General features: G+C 61.2%; 20 protein-coding genes and 1 pseudogene. 12 read left to right on the top strand and 9 right to left on the bottom strand.

What is annotated here, in order from left to right:
* The first annotated feature begins 58 nt into the window (after positions 1-58).
* The 5 genes from PMI09_RS24655 to PMI09_RS32570 all read left to right on the top strand — a co-directional run bounded on the left by PMI09_RS24655 (position 59) and on the right by PMI09_RS32570 (position 4,601).
* Complete coding sequence (locus PMI09_RS24655; RefSeq protein WP_007800838.1) at positions 59-1,042, top strand: tripartite tricarboxylate transporter substrate-binding protein; 984 nt, start codon at positions 59-61, stop codon at positions 1,040-1,042.
* A gap of 141 nt (positions 1,043-1,183) precedes the next feature.
* Positions 1,184-1,645, top strand: a complete 462-nt coding sequence (locus PMI09_RS24650; RefSeq protein ID WP_007800836.1) for a tripartite tricarboxylate transporter TctB family protein — start codon at positions 1,184-1,186, stop codon at positions 1,643-1,645.
* Positions 1,646-1,654: 9 nt separating this feature from the next.
* Positions 1,655-3,160 carry a tripartite tricarboxylate transporter permease gene (locus tag PMI09_RS24645; RefSeq protein WP_007800835.1) on the top strand — a complete coding sequence of 502 codons (1,506 nt, stop codon included), beginning with the start codon at positions 1,655-1,657 and terminating at the stop codon, positions 3,158-3,160.
* Positions 3,161-3,207: 47 nt separating this feature from the next.
* Positions 3,208-4,197, top strand: coding sequence for a Bug family tripartite tricarboxylate transporter substrate binding protein (locus PMI09_RS24640; RefSeq protein WP_007800832.1), 990 nt, complete (start codon positions 3,208-3,210; stop codon positions 4,195-4,197).
* Positions 4,198-4,472: 275 nt separating this feature from the next.
* Positions 4,473-4,601, top strand: coding sequence for a hypothetical protein (locus tag PMI09_RS32570; RefSeq protein WP_274533086.1), 129 nt, complete (start codon positions 4,473-4,475; stop codon positions 4,599-4,601).
* On the opposite strand, the pseudogene PMI09_RS30675 reads toward PMI09_RS32570, so the two are convergent.
* The 8 genes and pseudogenes from PMI09_RS30675 to PMI09_RS24605 form a co-directional block, all read right to left on the bottom strand.
* Positions 4,594-4,800, bottom strand: a pseudogene (locus PMI09_RS30675) (ISL3 family transposase); the annotation flags it as partial. The gene PMI09_RS32570 and the pseudogene PMI09_RS30675 overlap by 8 nt on opposite strands.
* Before the next feature lie 4 nt (positions 4,801-4,804).
* Positions 4,805-6,157 carry a cytosine deaminase gene (locus tag PMI09_RS24635; RefSeq protein ID WP_007800830.1) on the bottom strand — a complete coding sequence of 451 codons (1,353 nt, stop codon included), beginning with the start codon at positions 6,155-6,157 and terminating at the stop codon, positions 4,805-4,807.
* A gap of 32 nt (positions 6,158-6,189) precedes the next feature.
* On the bottom strand, positions 6,190-7,161 hold the full coding sequence (locus tag PMI09_RS24630; protein WP_081499110.1) for a LysR substrate-binding domain-containing protein: 972 nt from the start codon (positions 7,159-7,161) through the stop codon (positions 6,190-6,192).
* A gap of 2 nt (positions 7,162-7,163) precedes the next feature.
* Positions 7,164-8,159 (bottom strand): isopenicillin N synthase family dioxygenase, encoded by a 996-nt coding sequence (locus PMI09_RS24625; RefSeq protein ID WP_007800826.1) that lies wholly within the window; start codon positions 8,157-8,159, stop codon positions 7,164-7,166.
* An 86-nt stretch (positions 8,160-8,245) separates the two neighbouring features.
* Entirely contained in the window at positions 8,246-9,040 is a 795-nt protein-coding gene (locus PMI09_RS24620) for an ABC transporter permease subunit (RefSeq protein ID WP_037083992.1), read from the bottom strand.
* Positions 9,041-9,044: 4 nt separating this feature from the next.
* Complete coding sequence (locus PMI09_RS24615; RefSeq protein ID WP_007800822.1) at positions 9,045-9,818, bottom strand: ABC transporter ATP-binding protein; 774 nt, start codon at positions 9,816-9,818, stop codon at positions 9,045-9,047.
* 5 nt (positions 9,819-9,823) lie between these two features.
* Positions 9,824-10,813: an ABC transporter substrate-binding protein gene (locus PMI09_RS24610; protein ID WP_007800820.1), complete on the bottom strand. Its 990-nt coding sequence runs from the start codon at positions 10,811-10,813 to the stop codon at positions 9,824-9,826.
* 17 nt (positions 10,814-10,830) lie between these two features.
* A complete protein-coding gene (locus PMI09_RS24605) occupies positions 10,831-11,034 on the bottom strand; it encodes a hypothetical protein (protein WP_007800818.1) in 204 nt (67 codons plus the stop codon).
* A gap of 361 nt (positions 11,035-11,395) precedes the next feature.
* Here PMI09_RS24605 and PMI09_RS24600 point away from each other — a divergent pair, with 361 nt between their 5' ends.
* Entirely contained in the window at positions 11,396-11,902 is a 507-nt protein-coding gene (locus PMI09_RS24600; protein WP_081499109.1) for an MCP four helix bundle domain-containing protein, read from the top strand.
* Positions 11,903-11,954: 52 nt separating this feature from the next.
* Here the strand turns inward: PMI09_RS24600 and PMI09_RS24595 are convergent, their stop codons facing one another.
* The gene (locus PMI09_RS24595) at positions 11,955-14,306 is read right to left on the bottom strand and encodes a helix-turn-helix transcriptional regulator (protein WP_007800813.1); all 2,352 of its coding nucleotides are present in this window, start codon (positions 14,304-14,306) and stop codon (positions 11,955-11,957) included.
* Positions 14,307-14,442: 136 nt separating this feature from the next.
* Here PMI09_RS24595 and PMI09_RS24590 point away from each other — a divergent pair, with 136 nt between their 5' ends.
* The 6 genes from PMI09_RS24590 to PMI09_RS24565 are packed head-to-tail and all read left to right on the top strand — an operon-like array spanning position 14,443 to position 22,339.
* Positions 14,443-15,471: an ABC transporter permease gene (locus tag PMI09_RS24590; protein WP_007800811.1), complete on the top strand. Its 1,029-nt coding sequence runs from the start codon at positions 14,443-14,445 to the stop codon at positions 15,469-15,471.
* Positions 15,471-16,352, top strand: a complete 882-nt coding sequence (locus PMI09_RS24585; RefSeq protein ID WP_007800809.1) for an ABC transporter permease — start codon at positions 15,471-15,473, stop codon at positions 16,350-16,352. The genes PMI09_RS24590 and PMI09_RS24585 overlap by 1 nt, the downstream gene beginning before the upstream one ends.
* Positions 16,353-16,355: 3 nt before the next feature.
* Positions 16,356-18,002, top strand: coding sequence for an ATP-binding cassette domain-containing protein (locus PMI09_RS24580; RefSeq protein ID WP_007800806.1), 1,647 nt, complete (start codon positions 16,356-16,358; stop codon positions 18,000-18,002).
* A 17-nt stretch (positions 18,003-18,019) separates the two neighbouring features.
* Positions 18,020-19,576 (top strand): hydantoinase/oxoprolinase N-terminal domain-containing protein, encoded by a 1,557-nt coding sequence (locus tag PMI09_RS24575; protein WP_007800804.1) that lies wholly within the window; start codon positions 18,020-18,022, stop codon positions 19,574-19,576.
* Positions 19,569-20,702: a DUF917 domain-containing protein gene (locus PMI09_RS24570; RefSeq protein ID WP_007800801.1), complete on the top strand. Its 1,134-nt coding sequence runs from the start codon at positions 19,569-19,571 to the stop codon at positions 20,700-20,702. Before PMI09_RS24575 ends, PMI09_RS24570 begins: the two co-directional genes overlap by 8 nt.
* A 41-nt stretch (positions 20,703-20,743) precedes the next feature.
* On the top strand, positions 20,744-22,339 hold the full coding sequence (locus tag PMI09_RS24565) for an ABC transporter substrate-binding protein (RefSeq protein WP_007800799.1): 1,596 nt from the start codon (positions 20,744-20,746) through the stop codon (positions 22,337-22,339).
* Positions 22,340-22,359: the final 20 nt, after the last annotated feature.

The following is a 22,359-nucleotide window of genomic DNA, read 5'->3' as shown; positions in this document are numbered from 1 at the left end:
GTAACAGTTGATGACTGGGGCGGGGGGAGCCGCTCCGGCGGGTTACTGGGAGGATGAAATGAAAATATTGAATGCCTTGCTGGGCATGACGGCCGTTGCCGCCGTTTCGCTCATGTCCGCGTCCGCAATCGCTCAAACCTATCCGGAACGGACCATCACGATGGTCGTTCCGTTCGCCGCCGGCGGCCCGACGGATACGGTCGCCCGTCTCGTGGCCGAGTCGATGTCGAAGGATCTCGGCCAACAGATCATTGTCGAAAATGTCGGCGGGGCCGGTGGCACGCTTGGCGCAGGCCGCGTCGCGCAGGCAGACCCGGACGGCTACACGGTGCTGTTGCATCATATCGGCATGGCGACAAGCGCCACGCTTTACCGCAAGCTTGCCTATGACACCTTGAACTCCTTCGAATATGTCGGTCTCGTGACTGATGTGCCGATGACCATCGTTGCACGCAAGGATTTCGAGCCGACCGACCTCAAGGGCCTCGTCGAATACATCAAGGCCAACAAGGATAGCGTGACCGTTGCCAATGCCGGCATTGGCGCAGCTTCCCACCTGTGTGGCATGATGCTGATGAGCGCGATCCAAACGCCGTTGACCACGGTTCCTTACAAGGGCACTGGCCCCGCCATGACCGACCTGCTCGGCGGCCAGGTCGACATCATGTGCGATCAGACCACCAACACGACCAAGCAGATCAAGGGCGGCACGATCAAGGCATACGCCGTCACCTCGCCCGCGCGCCTGAAGGTGCTGCCGGATGTGCCGACTGCCGTCGAAGGCGGTCTTGCCGATTTCCAGGTCGGTATCTGGCACGGGATCTATGCGCCAAAAGGCACGCCGGCGGATGTGACCGCGCGGTTGTCGAAATCGCTGCAGGTTGCGCTCAAGGATCAAAACGTCGTTGCCCGCTTTGCCGAACTCGGGACCGAGCCGTCGTCGGAAGCTGACGCGACACCGGCGGCCCTTAAGGCCAAGCTCGAAACCGAGATTGCCCGCTGGAAGCCGGTGATCGAGGCGGCGGGCCAGTACGCCGACTAGGCACTGTCGGTTGCCGCCCGGAATGCGTTTCGGGCGGCGCTGTCGCGGCGGCACCTGGCTGCCCTTGCCGTTCGTGCGGCAACGTCTGGATTTTGCATGCGGTGACAGTGGGAACACAACGGCATCGCCACAGGGGGAGATATGAAATCATTGACATTCGACAGCACCAACGCCCTTTGTGGCGCGCTCTTCATCGGGCTCGGCTGTTTCTTCATTTATCAATGTCTGAACCTTGAACTCGGCACCGCGCTTCGCATGGGCCCGGGCTATTTTCCGCTGCTGCTTGCTGTCGTCCTGACATGTCTCGGCCTGATCGTGCTGATCCAGGCGACACGAGTCCAGGGCGAGCCCCTTGGCCCGATCGCGCTGCGCGGAATGGCCTTTATCCTGCCAGCACCCATTGTCTTTGGATTGACGGTGCGCGGTCTCGGTTTCGTGCCTTCGCTGTTTGTCGTGGCACTTATCGCGGCTTTCGCTTCCTCGCGGATGAAGGTGCCGCTGGCGATCATACTTGCAGCCGCAATAACCCTCTTCTCGGTCGCCGTCTTCAGCTACGCGCTTGGCTTGCCATTCGAGCGCTTCGGCCCTTGGGTCCGGTTCTAGGAGGCGTCGATGGATCTCGTCAGTAATCTCGCCCTCGGCTTCAGCACCGCTGCCTCGCCCGAGAACCTTCTGTTCTGCCTGATCGGCGTGCTGCTTGGCACCTTGATCGGCGTCCTGCCGGGGATCGGGGCGACCGCGACCATCGCGATGCTGTTGCCAATCACGTTCCAGCTCGAGCCGGTTTCCTCGCTGATCATGCTTGCCGGCATCTACTACGGCGCCCAGTACGGCGGCTCGACCACGGCCATCCTCATCAACATGCCGGGCGAATCCTCCTCGGCGGTGACTGCCATCGACGGCTATCAGATGGCCCGTCGCGGCAGAGCAGGGGCGGCACTGTCGATTGCAGCACTCGGCTCGTTCTTTGCCGGCACCGTCTCGACCTTTCTTGTGGCGATCTTCGCAATCCCCCTGACCGCGCTTGCGCTTAAATTCGGTGCTGCCGAATACTTCTCGCTAATGATCGTCGGGCTGGTGTCCTCGGTTGCCCTTGCGCATGGCTCGATCGTCAAGGCGCTCGCCATGGTGGCGCTTGGCCTGCTGCTCGGATTGGTCGGTACGGATATCTACACGGGAACGCCGCGCTTTACCCTCGGCATTCGTGAATATGCCGACGGGCTGAATTTCGTTGCGGTTGCCGTTGGCGTGTTCGGTGTCGCCGAGATCCTGCGCAATCTGGAGGGCGAGAAGACCCGCACGGTATTGATGGCCAAGGTCAGCGATCTGTGGCCGACGCGCGAGGACTTCAAGCGGATGATCGCACCGGTGCTGCGCGGCACGGCAATCGGGTCGGCACTTGGCATCCTGCCGGGTGGCGGTGCCATCCTTGCCGCCTTTGCTTCCTATACGGTGGAAAAGCGCATCTCCGACCGCCCGGAGGAGTTCGGTCACGGGGCGATTGCCGGTGTTGCGGGGCCAGAATCGGCTAACAATGCCGGCGCCCAGACCTCGTTCATTCCGCTGTTGACGCTGGGAATCCCGGCAAATCCGGTGATGGCGCTGATGGTGGGCGCCATGATCATTCAGGGGATTGTGCCAGGTCCGAACGTGGCGATCGAGCAGCCGGCGCTATTCTGGGGGATCATCGCCTCGATGTGGATCGGCAACCTGATGCTGGTTGTCCTCAATCTGCCGCTGATCGGCCTTTGGGTGAAATTGCTGACTATTCCCTACTACGTGCTTTTTCCGATCATCATGGCCTTCTGTTCTATCGGGGTCTACAGCGTCAATTCCAACGTTTACGACCTCTACGCCGTCGCCTTTTTCGGGCTGGCGGGCTACCTGCTGGTCAAGCTGCGCTGCGAGCCGGCACCGTTGCTTCTTGGCTTCGTGCTGGGGCCGCTTCTCGAAGAAAACCTGAGGCGCGCCATGATCCTTTCCCGCGGCGATCCGATGACATTCGTGACGCGTCCAATCAGTGCCATCCTGCTGCTGATTGCGCTCGCTGTCCTGCTGGTCGTGTTCTTGCCGTCAGTAAAAGCCAAGCGCGAGGAGGTCTTCCAGGAAGAAGACTGAGCAAACCGGACCATTGCATCGAAGACTGCAAACGAGGAGGAAATAGGATGACGAAACTGGCCCTGACGCGTCGAGGCACGCTTGCTGCAGGCCTTTCTTTGGCAGCGACGCTGGTGGCGGGATCACCATCGCTTGCGGCGGATTTTCCTGATCGGCAGGTTACGATGGTCGTGCCATTTGCGGCCGGCGGATCGACCGACGTCGTTGCCCGCATTCTCGCGCAGAAGATGTCCGAAGATCTCGGCCAGCAGGTGATCGTGCAGAATGTGGCTGGTGCCGGCGGCAATCTTGGCGCCGGCAATGTCGCACGGGCCGATCCGGACGGTTATACGATCCTGATGGGGACGGTTGCGACGCATGCGCTCAATCCGTTGATCCTGAAGTCGACCCCCTACGACCCCGAAAAGGATTTCGCGCCAATCTCGCTATTGGTTCTGGTTCCCAACGTTCTCGTCGTCAATCCCGCACTGCCGGTCAAAACACTTCCCGAACTGGTGGCACTCCTCAAGGCCAATCCGGGCACTTACAGCTATGCCTCGTCCGGCAACGGCACGCCGCTGCATCTTTCCGGAGAGCTCTTCAAGGCAATGGCCGGGGTGGACATGGAACATATCCCCTATAAGGGCTCGGGCCCGGCCTTGAACGATGTTCTTGGCAATCAGGTCCCGATCATGTTCGACAACCTGCCGTCGTCGTCCGGTCACATCAAGAGCGGCACGCTGCGGGCACTTGCAGTCACCACCAAGCAGCGCGCACCGTCCTTCCCCGATGTGCCGACGGTTGCCGAGACCGTTCCGGGCTACGAAACCTATACCTGGAACGCGCTGTTTGCTCCCGCCGGCACCCCGGCAGACGTCGTTGCTCGTCTGAACCTGGCGGCCAACAAGGCGCTCGCCGATCCAGGCGTTAGCAAGAAAATGGCCGAATTCAGTGCCGTTGTCGTGGGTTCGACGCCGGAGCAGCTCGGCGCACATGTAAAGGCGGAGATCGCCAAGTGGACCCCTGTCGTGCGCGACGCCAAGATTGAACTCGAATAGGCACTGCCAAATCTGTGACGAGGTATCGTGCGGATGGGGCGAGCGAGGCCGATCATCGCTCTATTGGCAAGCGCGAGAGCGGAGGCTTTGACCGGCTAAACCTGGACGCAGCTTTCCAATCGCAGCGGTGATCTACATTTGCCGAGACGCCAACACCGCATCACCACCGATAAGCGGTACTTATCGATGGTTATAAGCTCAACCCACAATCGTCATGAGCAGCGGAAGCAATTCCCACATCACTTCTGGTTAATGGCGTATTTGCCATAATTTCAATGCGTTACGATCTGATCAACTTGCCTATGCAGAGCCTGTTGCGGCCGGTGATCGACGCCACCGCGGCGCTCACCCGCCTCGACGAGCGCATCGCCCGACTGCCGGGTGGCGGTGGATGGATCGACTGAACCCGTTACACCGATGTCGAGCAATCTCGGTGTAGGACAGATCCGCATCGCGTAAGGCGCGGAGCTTCTCAAAGATCTCCTGGCGAGATTGCCTATGCGCGAGCCCGGTGTAACGGCGGTGTGTCGCAGCGTCGACGATTGCGCTGCCGGTGGCACGTCCAGAAAGGCTCATCTGTTCTTCGATGGCCGAGCGAAGGTTCAGGTCAGGCCAACTGGAAATCAGAGAGCATGCTGTAGGACGGCAATGCTCTGTTGGCGAAGACGCCGCGGCGGAGGATGACTCGGTCCGAGTGCGGGCGAGCGATGACCTGGTCGAGGCTCCAGGCTTCCAGGATCATCAGGTCAGCCGAACGACCGATGCCGATGGTGCCGGCGTCGATGCCCATGATGCCGGCCGGTGTCGGGCCGGCAAGCGCGGTCGCATCCGCGTAGGGGTGGTCGAGATGCAGGATGCGCACCGATTGCCGCCAGGTGTCGAGCATGTCGTGATCGCCATAGGCGTAGAACGGGTCGCGGCAATTGTCACCTGCGGCCGCGACCGGAATGCCGGCCGCGCGCAGTTCCTGCATGGGCGTGACCCCGCGCCAGCGCGGGGTGCGGCCAGCTTCGCGATCCTGGAGATACATGTTGACGGTTGGCAGCGTGATGATCGAAAGGCCGGCATCGGCGATCAGCGAGATCCTCTCGCGCAATTCGTCCTCGCTCAGAAGCGAAAGCGAACAGCAGTGGCCGCAGGTCACGCGCCCCTCGTAACCGTGGCGGATGGCGGCGCGCGCCACATGCGGTAGTGCATCCGCCTGTGCCGCCTCGTCGACATGCAGATCGACATCCAGTTTCCGTTCCTTCGCCAGCGCAAACAGCCGGTCGAGCAGCAGGTCGATATCGTCGAGGCCCGACCCATGGGTGCCCCCGGAGGCGCGGGTGACGCCGCCGAGCAAGCCGCCGTGGACGGCAACGATATCGGCAAGGCGGGCGCCATAGTCGTCGCGATAGGCATCGAGCGGCACGAGGCCGGCAGCCTGCAAGGTGATGCAGCCCTTCCAACGTTCGCGCATTTCGGCAAACGCGCTCCAGGTGATTTCCGCCTGCCCCTCGTGGCTGTCGAGATGTGTGCGGATAGCGGCCACGCCATGGGCGTCGGCCGTTGCAAGACCGAATTCCATCCGTCGCAGGAGGTCGTCGGCATTCCAGTGGGCAAGCCGGTCCGCCGTCGTCGCGGCGCGCGCGCCGGGATGCGTGCCGCCGGAATCGGGCGCTCGTCCCATGGTGTGGCCCTTGTCGAGATGGGCGTGCGCGTCGATCAGAAGCGGCCAGACATGACGGCCGTCGAGCGCGACTGCATCTTCGCCACCATCGGCAAGGGCCGGCGTTATCGCGGCGATCCTGCCGTTCTCGACCAGAATATCGACGAGGGCGGAACCGTCCCGGTCCACCTCCGCACCACCAGGCACGTCATCTGCAAGCAGCGAGACCGGAACGCGCGCCTTTGTAAGACGAATACGCTCCGGTCTCGCCAGACGGGCGGCAAAGCTGGGAAACAGCGAAAGATCGTTCATGGTGGGTCTCGATTGGATGGGTTGCCGAGCGGTCAGTTCTCGTCAAACGAGGCGTGCAGACGCTCCTGCGCGAATTGCATGAAATGGCTGCCGGCGGGCGAAAGCGAGCCGCGGGCGCGATGGAGGATATTGAGCCTTTGTAGCGACCCTGTTCCCGTCAGCGGGATGAAGACCAGTTCGCCTGTGGCCATTTCGCGGTCAACATCGAGCCGGTTGAGGAAGGTGATGTGAGGCGTTGTCCGGGCAAGGCGCTTCATCAGTTCCATCGAATTGGTCTCGACGACGGGAACAAGGGTGGCACGCGCCGGGGCAGTCGCCTCGACGACCTCGCGCAGCGACAGCGATCGATCCGCCAGAACCAGCGGATAGAGCAGGCAATCGGACATGCGCACGGTCCTGCGGTTTGCGAGGGGATGGGCGGGCGCCACGACGGCTCCCAGCGCATGGCGGAATTCGGCGGCGCGTTGCAGCCGGGTATCGTCCGGCAGGTTGTAGGCAATGGCGATATCGGCCTGGCCGAGTGCAACCATCTCCGCAACAGTCGTCCGGTCGCCGACCATGATGCGCAGGCTGACCTGCGGATGTTCTTCTCGGTAAGCGGCAACGATTTCGGCAATCCGACCCGCAGCGAGCGTTGCCATGGTCGCCAGCACCACCTCGCCGCGATTGAGCCCCTTGAGGGACTGGATCTGCGCCCGCATCCGCTGATGCGCCTGAAGTGTCTCGCGAATGTGCTGGATGAGGATCTCGCCGGAACTCGTGAGTTTCAGGCCGCGCGGTAGGCGCTCGAAAATGGGTGCCTGCAGCTCTTCCTCAAGCTCCAGGATATAGCGGTTCACCGCAGAGGCGGCGACATGCAATGTCTTTGCCGCCTTGCGGATGGAGCCCTGTCGGGCCACCTCGTCTATATAACGCAGCGCGCGTCCATGAAGCATGATGGGTCCGTTGCCTGACGGGAGTCGGATTGACTGTTCCACGATGTCACCGCAACGGACCATCTTCAACGTCACTTCTTGGCGAAATTGGCGTTGATGCGCCGGGTCAGGTATTCGCCGGCGGTGATCGCCTCGTATTTGCCGAGCGGACCCTCAATGACGGCATCGCGGTTTGCCTGGCAGAAGAAGGGCAGGGACAGTCGGCGGCCCATGTACTCATTCTCGCGCGGCATACGCACCCGGTGCAGCGTCGACTGCAACTGGTCGTCCGACCAGCGCATCAGCATGTCGCCGATGTTGCAGGTGATGTAGCCCTTGCGCGGCGGAACATCCGTCCATTCCTTCAGGGCTGCATCCTTGCCCGGGCACACCTGGAGCCCGCCTTCGCCCTCCTTCTGGTGAAGGATGGTCAAGCAATCGAAGTCCGAATGCGCGCCCGCACGCCACGACGTGAAGTCTTCCGGCTTGGCGCCTTCCATCGACATGTAGTGGATGAGGCGCAGCGTCGATTGATATTGGTCCGAAGACGGGTCATGCGCCCTGGTGAAGAAATCCTCGGCAAAGCCCATCTTCAGCGCGAAGCAGGAGAGGATGCGCATGCCGAGTTCCCAGTTCTGTCGCTCGAAGCGGAGCATCTTTTCCCGGAAGCCCGGAAGATCGTCTTCGCTCGGCCACAAGTTGAGGCGGATCATGTCCGGCCGGGTGAGCTGGAAGCTCTCCTTGTTATCCGGCGTACCGGTGGAGGGGCGGACCTGCGCCCTGAATTCCCAGCCGGCATTGATGCCCTTCGGCATCGGGGTTTTCGCCTTAACCTCCACCGGCAGTTCGAAGAATGTCCAGGCCGTGTCGAAAGCCGCGTCAATATCGTCCTGGGCGATGCCGTGATTGTAGACCTGGAAGAAACCGATATCGACCGAGGCCTGCCAGAGTGCAGCGGCGATCTCGTGCTTGCGGTTGTCGAAGTCAGAAAGGTCGATGACGGGGATTTCCCGGTCAACGGTCGTGCCCATGCCGCCGATGGTCGCTTCCTTGGCGAGTTCCGCGAGGGTGTCTGTCTGGATATTCATACTATTCTCCTTACGTGAATGCCGGCGAACCGGCGGTTGAGGAGCAATGTCCGGGCAGGGCCCGACTGCTTCTACTCCGGATGGGTTCAGCCGTTTTTCGGCAGGCTCCAGGGAAAGAGGAGCTTCTGCGTCAGGGCCACGGCCTGAAATAGCAAGAGGGACATGGCGGCGAGCAGCAGCAAGCCGGCCCAGGCCTGTGGCAGCTTGAACAGGGAGGTCGACAGCTGGATGAAATAGCCGACGCCGGCTTCGGATGCGCAGAACTCCGCAACCACGGCGCCGATGACGGCTAGCGTGATCGAGATTTTCAGCGCCGAGAAGATGTAGGGCACCGCAAACGGCAAGCGTATCTGGGTGATCTCGCGGAAGCCCGAGGCGCGCAGGCTTCGCGACAGCTCGATCAGCTCCGGCGGGGTTGCCGCAAGGCCCGTTGCGGTCGAGACGACGAGCGGAAAGAAGGTGATGAGACAGGTGATAACGATACGTGGCGCATCGCCAGCCCCGAGCACGACGATCATGATCGGCGCAATCGCCACCACCGGCGTCGACTGCACTACGACGAGCAGCGGATAGAGCGTTCGCGACAGGAATGGCGAGCGCATCATGACCACCGCGAGCGGAATGGCGATAACGATGGACATCGCATAACCGATCAGCGCCACCCGCAACGTCGCGGCGATGTGACCCATCCAGCGCTCGAAGCCGATGGAGGAGAACGAGCCGAGGATCGCGCTTGGCGGCGGCAGCAGATAGGTCGGGATCGACAGGAGCCGCGCCGCCGCTTCCCATAGCAGCACCATGCCGATCAGGGCCGCGGCGGTCGCAATGCCCGGCAACGCCAGCACCTGCTTGAGGAGCGCGACCGGCGTACGGCTCTGCATGGCCTCACGCCGCATGACGGGTGAGGAGCAGATCGCGGAGGTAATCGGAGAGGTCATGGATCGCCTTGTCCTTTGCAGTTTCAGGGCCGCGTGGCCGGCCGACGGGAACGGTGACTTCGGTCAGGATCGAGCCCGGACGTCCGGTCATCACCAAAACGCGGTCGGACAGAAGGGCCGCCTCGCTGACGGAGTGGGTGATGAAGACCACGGTCTTCGGGCGTTCGGAAAAGATGCGGAGCAGATCGAAGCCCATCACCTCGCGCGTCAGGGCATCCAGCGCCGAAAAGGGTTCGTCCATCAGCAGGATATCCGGATCCATGAGCAGCGCGCGGGCGATGCCGACACGCTGTTGCATGCCGCCGGACAGTTCGTCCGGCAGGCGTTTCTCGAAGCCGGCAAGCCCGACCATGCTCAGCAATTCACCCGCTCGCCCGCGCTCCTCTGCCGTTACCCGGCCGGTCTTGTGGCGGGCGGGAAATACGACATTGTCTTCGACAGTCGCCCAGGGAAGCAGCGTCGGCTTCTGGAAGACGATCCCGATCTCGTCACGCGGGGCCGTCACCGGCAGACCGAAGACGTCTACCGAGCCGGATGTCGGCTTCAACAGGCCGGCGATCGTGCGCAGCAGGGTCGATTTCCCGCAGCCCGAAGGGCCGAGGATCGAGACAAACTCATGCCGGGCCACATCGAAGCTGACGTCGCGCAGGGCTTCCGTGCGCCCGGACCGGGTTTCGAAAACTTGTCCCAGCCTGTCGAAGCGGATAGCGGGCATCGCCATGGCGGTTACTCCGTTACCGCGAAGGTGCGGTTGACCATGGTTTCCGGATCGAGCTTGGCCGGATCGATGTCCTGCGCTTCAGAGACACGGCGCCAGGTTTCGGCGAGACGGGCGGCTTCGAAGGCGCCGAGGCCGTCCTTCTCCGTCACGTCGTTGAAGATCAACGGCAGCGTGTCCTTGAGCGAACCCTGGACGTCTTCCGAGCCGAGTTCCGGTACGATGGTGGTGACAGCGGCGGCAGCCTTCTCCGGATTCTCCTTGGCGAATTCGACGGATTTCTTATAGGCGGCGATAAAGCGGGCGGCGACCTGCGGACGCTTGGCGAGGAAATCGTCGCTGGCGATGAGGGATGCGGAATAGAGGTCGAGCCCGGCTGCCGACCATGGCAGGGCAACGATCTCCTTGCCAGCTTCCTTGCCTTGGTTGCTGTAGCGCGTCAGGTCGGTCATCCAGGCGATGATGCCATCGGCATTGCCGGTCATCAGCATCGGGCCGAGTGCGCCGGGATCGGCCTTGATGAGCTTGATATCCGCCATATCGATGCCGGCATCCTTGAGCACCAGCGGCAGGTAGACATTCGACGATGTGAAGGGCGACGTCGCGATCGTCTTGCCCTTGACGTCAGCGACGCTTGCGATCGAACCGCCCTTGGCGACGTAGAAGGCATGCGGCCCCTTGTTGAACAGCGACATGACGGCGGTCACCTTCACGCCCTCATTGGCGCGGGCGGCCATCAGGGCGCCGATATCGGAAATACCGATGTCGGAGGACGCGGAGGCAAGGCGCGATATGGCGTCGGTCGAGCCGCGACCGGAGGCGATCTCCACCTCAAGGCCGGCGTCCGAACAGAAACCTTCCTGGATACAGACGTAGATCGGCGCCTTGTCGCCACCCGGCAGCCAATCGAGCTGAAAGATCACCTTGTCGGCGGCGGAGGCGGCGCCGGCAGAAAGGATTGCGGCAAGTGCATAGAAGGGAAGCTTGGTGCGGGACATGAGTCGACCTTTCGCAATTAGTGTTCGATTTTTAAGGACTGATAGTGATTGGCGACGCGCTCCGGATCGAAGCCATCCGCGACGAGCCCGGCAATTGCGCAATCGCGTTTTTCGGGGCGCTTGCTTCTCAGGCATGCAAAGCAGCGATGCGTGCGAAGCTGGTCGGATCCGGTGTCGATCTCGGCGAACTTCGGGGCGAGATCACTGATTTTCCCTTGCATTTGGACATCCCCTCGACAGATTTACCCGTCGAGCAATGTCCAGAACCAAGGTTCAGACCGCTTCTACTCGCGAGATCTTTGTCTCACGCAGAAGCCGCGTTTTGCAAGAGTTTTGCTGAAATTTTGTACGTGATTGAAAATTGGGCAGAATGAGCTTCGCATTGAGGTGCCAACGAGCGCCGCAGCCATAGTGCTTTGAATTCAAATGCAAATTTTTGTCGAGAGAAAGTTATAAATCGCTCAGGAATTTATCGTTCTAATAATTAGGACGCCGAGAGCGGAAATCTCTTTGTGTCGATCGCGGAAATTGACTGTTTCGAGCGACGGAAGTGGCCCGGAACTGTGATGTGCCGGACAAGGCCTGCTCGCGCTCAAATCCATAGGCGGCATTTATGATGATGTCGAAACGCTCGCGACCAACTGGGTTCCGAGCGTCGACATCACCAACAAGATCAACACAGCCCTCGCAAATCTCCGGGGATCCGAGAACCGGCACATCGTCAATCGCACCGTAGCCGGTATGCAGCGCGCCCAGGATGCCATCAATGCCGACCTAACCAAGCTTCAGCAGCGGATGAAGCGCTACGAAGGCCTGATCTCTGTGCCGGAAGAGCGGGAAGCCTACGGAAAATTCAAGGAAAAACTCTCGAGCTATATGTTGCTTCATGACAAACTGGTCGCCTTGTCGCTGGCTGGCAATAAGGACGAAGCTGCCGATCTGCTGACAAGCGATATGCGCATGGTCTACGACGAGATGGATACCCAGGCAGACAAATTCCGCGACGTGAATGTGTCCGGGCGATGTCACGTTGTTCGCTTAATCCCCGACAAGGCGTTTGCCGATGAACTTACGCAGTTGCGCCGATAGCGCTTCGGCCGAAGGGCATTCATCATAAACGTCGAACCTGTTCCTTCGGCTCTCAAAGCCAGCCGAGAGCGGTTGCCGCCCGGATTGCTTCTGCGCGGCGATGACAGCCAAGCTTGCGAAACAGATTTCCGAGGTGAAATTTTACGGTCACCTCGGAGACATTGAGAGTATGAGCAATGTGCTTGTTCGACATGCCGCTTGCGATCAGCTGAATCATCTGAACCTCGCGCTGCGAGAGACCACCTTGGAGAGCTTTCGCTTGAGGCGAGTTCACGGAGCTTGCAAAGAGCGAAAGCGCGGTGCGGACATCGGACGAGGTTTCGATGAAGCTGCGAATGCGCTGGTTCTTGAGAAGCGGCGAAAGGAAAATCCGCTCCTCGGAGAGCACGCCGTTGCAGCCGAGGCGCGTTGCGCCTTCAAGCGCCGATAGAAGATGTGCGCGCGTCGCCGCATTGTCTCGGCGCTGATAGGCGCCATAGCTTTGCCACAGCTGCAGGGCGACTTTCTCGCGGTTGGTGACTTTCGGGTTAGCGATCAGCGCATCGATCTGGCGCGACAGATAGGGCCGCGGCGTCGAGAGGCGCACGGAATCGCGCAGCCATGCCATGGCATAGGAAATTTCGTCCCGGCGGCTCAGGCGTGTCAGTTCCTCGTTGGCGCTTTCGACCCAGTTGCGGCCGATCCGCATGCGGATGGCGGAAAGCGTTGTCGCGGCATCGCTCCAGCGATTGGCATTCTGGTAGGCGACGGCGGTGCGGATCTCCATCATGGCGTGAAACTGCAGGCCCTCTGACAGATGGATCCAGAGCCCGTCGAGAAAGCCGGGCCTGATCACCATCGGAAAGTGATCGGCCAGCACCTGTGATGCATAGTGAAGAGCGAACTGCATCAGGCTCGGCCAGATTTCCGCGGCGGCAAAATCATCGAATTCGTTCTGAACGAATTGGAGGAGATCGCGGGGCCGGCCGGCCTCGTAGGAGATACAGGCTTCGGCGAGCCGCAGCATCCGGAATTCCGCCTCTGCTGCATGCGGCACCTGTTCCAGTTTCTGCCGTGCTTCCTGAGCGGCACGACGCGCGAAAAGAACATCGCCGCTCATCAGTCGAAGCACCGTTTGATGAAGGTGGATGAAGAATTCCAGCAGCGGCTGGCCGCCCATATGGCCGAGATAGATCAAGGCGCGGGCCGCGGCGGCTTCCGCTTCACGGAAGTTCCTGCGGCGAATCTCGAATTCCAGCAGCGCATTATAGTATGCTGCCCACTTTCCGTAATCGCCCATCGGATAATCCGCCATGAATTCGCCGAGGCGGGTGATCATGGCGTCGGTCGGCATCAGGTCCTCGGAAATCATGAGGTTGAGCCGGAATGTTCGTGCTGCGAAGGAAAAGCGCGATCCGCGCAGCAGGACTTTCAGCGGATCGAGATAGTCCGAACCCAGATGTTTGCCGACGAGGTGGCGCACGCGCTGCAATTCTCCGAGCTTCAGGAGTGTGCGTGCCATGGCAAAAAGCACGACTTCATTGGTCGCAATCATCTCGTGGGAAAAGCGCATGATGATATCGCGAAAGGTCCCGAGGCTGTTTCGATAGATCAGCTCCAGACCTCGGGCGCGCTCCAGAATCTGCGCCGCATGGGCCTCGTGCCCATGATCGAGGAGCAGCGACATGGCGGCAAGCGCTCGTCCCGCCTGCTCGAAAGCGGAGGCTACCTCGATCACGGCAACGGTGGTTTCGAAGGTTGCCAGGCGTTCGCTGACGGCGTCTGTCAGGAGTGTCAGCAGTTCCTGGTGTTCGTCCGGCGCCTCGACCAGGCGTGGTAAAAGACCCGTCCACTCCTCGACCGTGACAGGAGATCGCGTTTCGAGCCAGATGGAAAGCAGCGCGGTCTGTCCCGGCGAAAGGTGGCCAAGGAAATTCTCGCGCAGATAGTCGATGGATAGGCGAGGGTCCTTTTGGCGTGTCAGCGGCAGGAAAACCGGCCAGCCGGCATAATCCCTGATCAAGCGGTTGGCTTCTTCAACTGGCAGTTCCCCCAATTCCTCTACGGAAAATGTCAGGTCGCCGGCGTCGAGCGTCACCGAACCTCGATGCAGGATGAGCCGCGCCAGCCCGCTGATGCGCTGATCGGGGCGGCAGGCGATGACCAGAACTTCGACGGTCTCCATGAGCTGAGCGGAAAGACGAACCGATCGAGCGGAAACCGGTACGTCCCATAAGAGCCATCCATCCCTCACGTCGCTCATGCGCGGTTGTTGCAGGTTGCAAACCTCCTTGCCCATCGCCTTTGCAGCCATGGACAGGACTGTGCTCTTTCCGGCTCCCGCGGGGGCACGCAGGAAGATGACGCCGGCGTGTTTCGTCGCGATGCGATGGCAAAGATGGGGTCGGGCAATCAATCTGTGCATGCGGGGTTTGTAAGCGCGTATTGAAGAATAACCTATACCATAAGGCTTAAAAACTATACCTCCAGGCAGTTGTCCATCGTCCACAGATGAGGATTGTTGTTTGTCAGTTAGCTGACGAACAAGGAAATTCTCGTCGATGCAGCAACATCCGTTGGTCGCGATCCTGACGCGGCTTGGCACCTTCGTTCTGGTCATGATCGCGCTTTCCATCATGATTTTCGCGCTGGCGCGCGTCGTACCGGGAGACCCCGCACGCATGGCTCTCGGCCCTGCGGCAACGCAGGAGCAGGTCGATGCGCTACGCGTGCAGATGGGGTTGGATAAGCCGCTTCTGGTTCAATACGTCGACTATGTCGGCAAGGCGCTGCAAGGCGATCTGGGCATGTCGCTGGTCTCGCAACGTCCCGTCACGACCGATCTGGAGCAGACGGTGCCCGCCACCGTGGAATTGGTGCTCGTCTCAGTCATCTTCATGTTTGTGGTGGCCATTCCGCTCGGTGTCATCACCGCACATTTTAGGGATCGTGCGCTGGATCATATCGGCCGCATCCTGTCCTTGACCGGTGTGACCATTCCGAGTTTCCTATTTGCGATAAGCCTGCAATTGCTTGCCGCACGCTGTCTGCCGAATTGGCCAATCATCGGCCGGCTCGATCATTCTCTGAGCTTTCAGCCCGGACCGACCGGATTTCTATTGATCGACGGCCTGGTGGCTGGACGTCTGGATGTGTTCGTCGACGCGCTTCAGCATCTCGTGCTCCCGGCCTTCGCGCTGGCCATGGCCGGCATCGGCCAGATTACCCGCATCACTCGTTCCTCCATGCTGGAGAACCAGCGCAAGGATCACGTTCTGACGCTGCAGAGTTTCGGGGTGCCGGAGCGGGTCATCATTTTCCGCTACCTTCTCAAACTGTCGTCGATCGCGCCGTTGACGATCATGGGCCTCGAATTCGCATCGCTTATCGGCAATGCCTTCGTCATCGAGATGGTGTTCGCTTGGGGCGGCTTCGCCTCCTACGGGCTGAACGCCATCCTGCAAAAGGACCTCAATGCCGTGACCGCGGTGGTGCTGGTTGCCGGCCTGTTTTTCATCGTTGCGAACCTGGTGGTGGATGTCCTGATCTCGATGATCGACCCGCGCCAACGCCGCAAGGAGGCACGCTGATGGCTGATATGAAGATGCTCGATGCGTCCGATCGCGCGCTGAGCACCGGTTACATGATGTGGTATCGCTTCAGCCGCAATCCGGCCGCGGTGATCGGCACGCTGATTCTGATTTCGGTCTTCGTGCTGGCTGTGTTCGCACCGTGGCTTACTCCCTATCCGAAACATGTCGGCGCCGTGGTCGATTTCCGTGCTCGGCATGTGTCGCCGGATGCCACCCATTGGTTCGGAACCGACAAAGTCGGTCGGGATATCTTTTCCCGCACTGTCTTCGGCATGCGCGTTTCGCTGCTGCTGGTCATCGGCGTCCTCGGCATTTCGGTACCGATCGGCACCGTGCTCGGCCTGGTCGCAGGTTATTTTGGCGGCTGGGTCGAGAAGCTTATCACGGGTCTGACGAATGTCATGCTGGCAATGCCGCCGCTGGTCATGGCGCTTGCCGTGTCGAACCTGCTCGAGCCGAACCTGATGAACGCGATGATCGCCATCACGCTGCTTTGGTGGACATGGCATGCACGGCTGATCTACTCCGTTTCCAAGTCCATCGCGTCGGAAGATTATATCGAGGCGGCCCGCCTTGCCGGCGCCGGGCCGATGCACATCCTCTTTCGCGAAATCCTGCCGAATTGCGTGGCGGTCATCTCCGTCAAGACAACGCTGGATGCGGCCTTCGTCATCCTGTTCGGCGCCACGCTCAGCTTCCTCGGCTTCGGTGTGAAGCCACCCATTCCGGATCTCGGCTCCATGGTTGCCGACGGTCGCCAGTTCATGCCCGATTACTGGTGGGAGGTCGTGTGCCCCGGTGCTGCGGTCTTCTACGTGACGCTCGGTTTCAATCTCTTGGGCGACGGCTTGCGGGACATGTTTGATGTGGAGAGCTAAGCGATGAGCGAGCCGCTTCTCAGGATCGAGGCTCTGAACGTCTCGTTCACGACCTACGGCCGCACCCGGCAGGTGCTCCGTGACATTTCCCTCACCGTCGCTGCCGGGGAGCGCGTCGCTCTGATTGGCGAGACGGGGTCGGGCAAGTCCGTGACAGCAAAGGCAATCATCGGCACCTTGCCAAGAAACGCCACCATCAGTTCAGGCACCATCTCTGTCGCGGGTCGTGATGTCCTGAAAATGCAGCGAAGGGAACGCGAGGCACTGAAAGGCACGGCCTTTTCCCTGATCATGCAGGACCCGCTTTCCTCCTTCAATCCGGTCTTCAAGATCGGCACGCATCTCGACGATGTCATGCGTTTTGCCGACAAGCGCGATGGCATCCGTTCGTCGAAGGCCGAGCGTCGCACGCGGATCGCCGCCGTCTTGCGTCGCGTGCAGCTCGCCGATGCCGAGCGGGTTATGAACGCCTATCCATCCGAACTGTCGGGCGGCATGCGTCAGCGCGTCCTGATCGGGCTTGCGTTGCTGCACCAGCCCAAGCTCTTGATCGCCGACGAGCCAGGTACGGCGCTCGACGTGACGACCCAGGATGAGATTCTCAATCTGATCAACCAGCTGGTGATCGAGGAGAACATGGCTCTTCTTATGATCACCCACAATCTCGGTGTCGTGCGCAAAGTTGCTGACCGGGTGGTGGTCATGCATCACGGCGATATCGTCGAGGCGGGACCTTGCCGCGAGATACTCACCGCCCCGCATCAGCCCTACACGAAAGCGCTCCTCGATGCCGTGCCGCCGCTTTACGGCGAGCGCGTGACCGATCTGCCGCAGAGCGACCGCGCGCCTATCGTCAAGGCCGAGGGCCTGAACAAGATCTATGGCCGGAAACCAGGCTTCCATGCTGTTCGCGACGTGAACCTGACGTTGCGTCAGGGCGAAATCTTCGGATTGGCCGGCGAGTCCGGCTCGGGCAAGACCTCCGTTGCACGCATCATCATGGACCTGTCACGTCCGACCTCGGGCGGCGTCACCATCGACGCGCCGGCACCAGGGCGTGGTAGGCGGCTGACGCAGATCGTCTATCAGAACCCCGGCACGTCGCTCAATCCGAAGCGCAATGTCCAGCAAACCCTGGCGTTGCCCCTGAAATCCATAGGCATGGGTGGCCCGGCCCGCGAGGCGCGGATGAAGCAGCTCATGGACCTCGTGCGCCTGCCGCAATCCTATTTGGCGAAATATCCGCATGAGCTTTCGGGCGGCCAGAAGCAGCGCGTGGCGATCGCCCGAGCGCTGGCGGCAGAGCCGAAGATCCTGATCCTCGACGAGCCGACCGCAGCGCTTGACGTGTCGGTGCAGAAGACCGTCATCGAACTGCTGCTGCAACTGCGCGAGGAGCTCGGGCTCACCTACCTGATGATCTCGCACGACCTGTCGCTGATGCGCAATTTCTGCTCGCGCATCGCCATCATGCTGCGAGGCGAGATCGTCGAGGAAGGGCCGACGCCGGCGGTCTTTGCCGCACCCAATCACCCCTACACACGCGCGCTGATAGCCGCCATTCCCGTCGTCACCGACGAGGAAGAGCGCCTGAAGCCCACCGTGACCGAGGAAGAGCGCATGCGCTTCCTCGTCAAAACCACAGACTGATCGAAGAGGAGCCTGACGTGTATCGCGTTGGAATTGACGTCGGCGGCACCAATACGGATGCCGTCGTTCTGGAGGGAAAGACCGTTCTTGCTGGGGTCAAGGCCCCGACGACCGAAGATGTGACTTCGGGCGTGATCGAGGCGCTGGAGAAGGTCATCGATGCCTCGGGCATCGATCGGGCCCGTATTGCTGCCGTCATGATCGGCACGACGCATTTCACCAATGCGGTCATCGAGCGCCGCCACATGGACGAGGTTGCGGCCATCCGCCTGAGCCTGCCGTCGGGCGCCGGTCTGCCGCCGATGGTCGATTGGCCCGACGATCTGCGCGAGATCGTCGGCAATCACGGTTATCAGGTCAAGGGCGGCTACGAGTTCGACGGGCGGGAGCTTTCACCGCTCGATGAAGACGCCATCGTGCGCATCGCAGGTGAAATCCGTGCAAAGGGTTTAAAGGCTGCCGCCGTGACCTGCGTCTTCAGCGGCATCAACGATGACATGGAGGTGCGGGCCAAGGAAATCCTGCAGCAGCATTGCCCCGGCCTGCCTGTGGTGATGTCGAAGGACATCGGCCGTCACGGCCTGCTGGCGCGGGAAAGTGCGGCGATCATGAATGCGAGCCTGCTGTCGCTGGCGGAGCGCACCGTTGCAGCCTTCGGCAAGGCGCTGGCGGCGGCCGGTATCCCATGCCCGTTCTACATCACGCAGAACGACGGTACGCTGATGGCCGCCGATGTCGTGCGCGCCTTTCCGGTGCTGACCTTTGCCTCCGGCCCGACCAATTCCATGCGCGGCGCCGCGTTTCTGACCGGGCTCAAGGACGCCGTCGTCGTCGATGTCGGCGGCACGACCTCGGATGTCGGGGCTCTCTCGCACGGCTTCCCGCGCCAGGCTTCCACGACCGTCGATATCGGCGGGGTTCGCACCAATTTCCGCATGCCCGATGTCTTTTCGATCGGCCTCGGTGGCGGTTCGCTCGTTGTCAGGAGTGAAGCGGGCATTGCCATCGGACCGAAGTCGGTCGGCTATCGCGTGCGCAAGGAGGCGCTCTGCTTCGGCGGATCGACACTGACCGCCACTGACATCGCGGTTGCCGCCGGCAAGGCCGAAGTCGGTGACAGCGCCTTGGTTGCCAATCTCGATAAGGGTCTGGTCGATACAGCCGTGGCAAAGATCAACGCCATGCTGGAAGCCTGTGTCGAGCGCAGTCGAATTTCCTCGGCGCCCGTGCCGGTCATCGCTGTTGGCGGCGGTTCAATTCTCATGCCCGACCGTATCGGTGATCTGGAGGTGATCCTTCCCGAGAATTTTGCCGTCGCAAACGCGGTCGGCGCCGCCATCGCCCAGATCAGCGGTGAAACAGATCGCGTCTTCTCACTGGTCGATGGCCGCACCCGCGAGAGCGCACTTGCGGAGGCCGAAGCGGAGGCTCGCGAAAAAGCGATCGCTGCCGGCGCTCTCGCGGAAACCCTAGAAGTTATCGAGCGCGAGGACACGCCTCTTGCCTATCTGCCAGGCAACGCCACGCGCATCCACGTCAAAGTCGTCGCTGAAATGGGAGGCCATCATGCCTGAGACGCGCAAGCAGAAATATGATGATGCCGCTCTGCGCTGGCTGACGCCCGAGGATCTCGATGCTTTGGAAATCGGAGCGGGTATTCTAGGCACCGGCGGCGGCGGCAATCCCTATCAGGGCAAGCTCCTGGCTCTGGAGGCGATGAAGGCCGGTTACGAGATGAAGGTTCTGGCGACGGACGCCATCGAAGCGGACGCGCTGTGCATGTCCATTGGCGGTATCGGCGCACCGGTGGTCGGCGTCGAGCGCATCCGCGAGGGGCGCGAGGGACTGCGCTGCCTGCGCGCCATGGAAGAACTCATCCGCACGCCGATCGACGCGATCGTCTGCGAGGAGATCGGCGGCGCGAATGCGATGAACCCGCTTGTGACGGCGGCGCTCGGCGGTCTTGCCATCCTCGATTGCGACGGCATGGGCCGGGCATTCCCCGAAATGCAGATGACGACCTTCTCGATCTATGGTCACAGCTCGACGCCTTCGGTGATGTGCGACCTGCATGGCAATGCGGTGATCTTCAGCCATGCCGTATCGGAAGTCTGGCATGAGCGCATGGCCCGCGCCTGCGTGGTCGCGCAGGGTGGCGCCGCCATGCTGGCGACGGCGCCGATGCAGGCCCGTTACGTCCATCAGTACGGTATTCCAAAGAGCTTTACCAAGGCGATCGCGCTGGGCGAAGCGGTGATCCGTGCCCGCAAGGCGCAGGAAGATCCGATTGCCGCCGTCTGCGCGCTGGAAGGTGGACGGCGGGTATTCAACGGCAAGATCACCGACCTGAAGCGCCATCTGCGCGGCGGCTTCGTCGTCGGCGATATGGAGCTCGCGGGCTTCGACGATTGCGCCGGCCAGACGGCGAACGTGGCGATCCAGAACGAATTCCTGGTTTTCCGCCGCGATGGCGCGATCGAGGTCTGTGTGCCGGATCTGATCGTGCTGCTCGATGTCGATACCGGCTATCCGATCACAACCGAAATGCTGCGCTACGGCCAGCGCGTCGCCGTCGTCGCCATTCCCTGCCACGAGCTGCTGCGCAGCGCCCGCGCGCTTGAGGTCGTCGGTCCCGCGGCCTTCGGCTATCCGGACATCACCTATTCGCCGCTGCCGGCTCCGGGCCGAAAGGCAGCCTAACCATAAGCGGGGCAGTTCCCGCATCAAAGAGGAGAACTAGAATGAAGATGGGTTCCAGAAATCTGCGTCTTTCGGCGCTTCTGCTCGCGAGCGCCATGGCGTTGCCGCTGACTTCGCTTGCTGCATCGGCGGCCGACAAGGTGTCGATTGCCGTCAACACGATGCAGATTTTCAGCTCGCTCGATCCGGCCAAGGTCACAGACTACACAGGCTATATGGCGATCGTGAACATGTATGATGCGCTGACGACCGTCAGCCCTTCGGGCGAGATCGTGCCCCATCTGGCAAAATCCTGGGATATCTCCCAGGATGGGCTGACCTACACGTTCCATATTCGCGATGACGCCAAGTTCCAGGACGGTACGCCCGTCAAGGCCTCTGACTTCGTCTGGTCGATCCGGCGCCTGATCGGCATCAACAAGGGGCCATCGAACCTCGTCGTCGGCCTTGTGCAGCCCGACAATGTTACCGCGCCTGATGACACGACCGTCGTCGTCAAGCTCGATCGCCAGTTCTCACCGTTCATGGCCGTGACGCCGCTGATGATGGCGCTGAATGAGAAGGTGATCGAAGCCAATTCCAAGCCGGACGACAAATGGGGCGAAGCCTATGTGGGTGAACACTCTGCCGGCTCGGGTCCCTATAAGCTTGTCAGCTACAATCGCTCCGCCGATATGGTGATCGCGCGCAATCCCGATTACTTTCTCGGCTGGACCAAGGGGACGCCGATCGACGAAGTGCGTTTCGTCCAGACGAGTGACGACGCTACCGTCAAGGCGCTCGCCGAAAAGGGCGAGCTCGGTCTCTCCTCGCATGGCCTCGGCAACGACACCTATGAAACGATCGGCAAGATGCCGGGCTACAAGCTGCTCCAGTCGACGACGGCCGGCGGCTTCGTCATCAAGCTGAACAGCAAGGTCTATCCGACCGACGACGTGCATGTGCGCCGGGCAATCGCCTATGCCACCGACTACAAGACCATTCAGGAAGCGATCTATCCGGGCTTCGACATGACCGGCCCGCTCTCGACCGTGTTCAAGGATGCGCACAACGACGACGTCCAGCCCGGCGTCTTCGACCTCGAAAAGGCGAAGGAAGAGCTCGCCAAGTCGAAATATGCCGGTCAGAAGATCACGCTGGTCAACAGCTATGTCGCCTCGCTCGCTTTCGAATCCGAAGTGGCGCTGCTGATGCAGGCCAATCTCGAACAGATCGGCATCACGCTCGACATCAAGCCCGAACCCTGGAACCGCATCGTCGAGCTCTCCTCCAAACCCGAGACCACGCCGGCCTCGACACAGGTCAACATCTCGCCCAACTATCCGTCGCCGGATGCAATTTTCTATAATCAGTATCACTCCAGGGCTTCCGGCACGTGGATGTCGATGGAATGGCTGCAGAATCCCGAGGTCGACGCGCTGATCGACAAGGCGAGGTCGACCACCGACATCAAGGAGCAGAACGCGACCTACAAGGAGCTGCAGGTCAAGCTCGCCGAGCTGCAACCCGACGTATGGGCGGTATCGCCAAACCGGCGCTATGCGGCAAACAAGTGCCTTCAGGGCTATGAGTTCATTCCCATGCAGAGCTGGGATCTGAACTTCTCGAACTTCCATTGGGACTGCAAGGCGAACTGACCTTCGCCTGCACATCGAAT

Origin of the sequence: Rhizobium sp. CF122, from assembly GCF_000282035.1 — a bacterium.
Classification (GTDB): domain Bacteria; phylum Pseudomonadota; class Alphaproteobacteria; order Rhizobiales; family Rhizobiaceae; genus Rhizobium.
The sequence above is the reverse complement of the archived record's forward strand: the minus strand, read 5'-3'. Positions and strand labels throughout refer to the sequence as shown.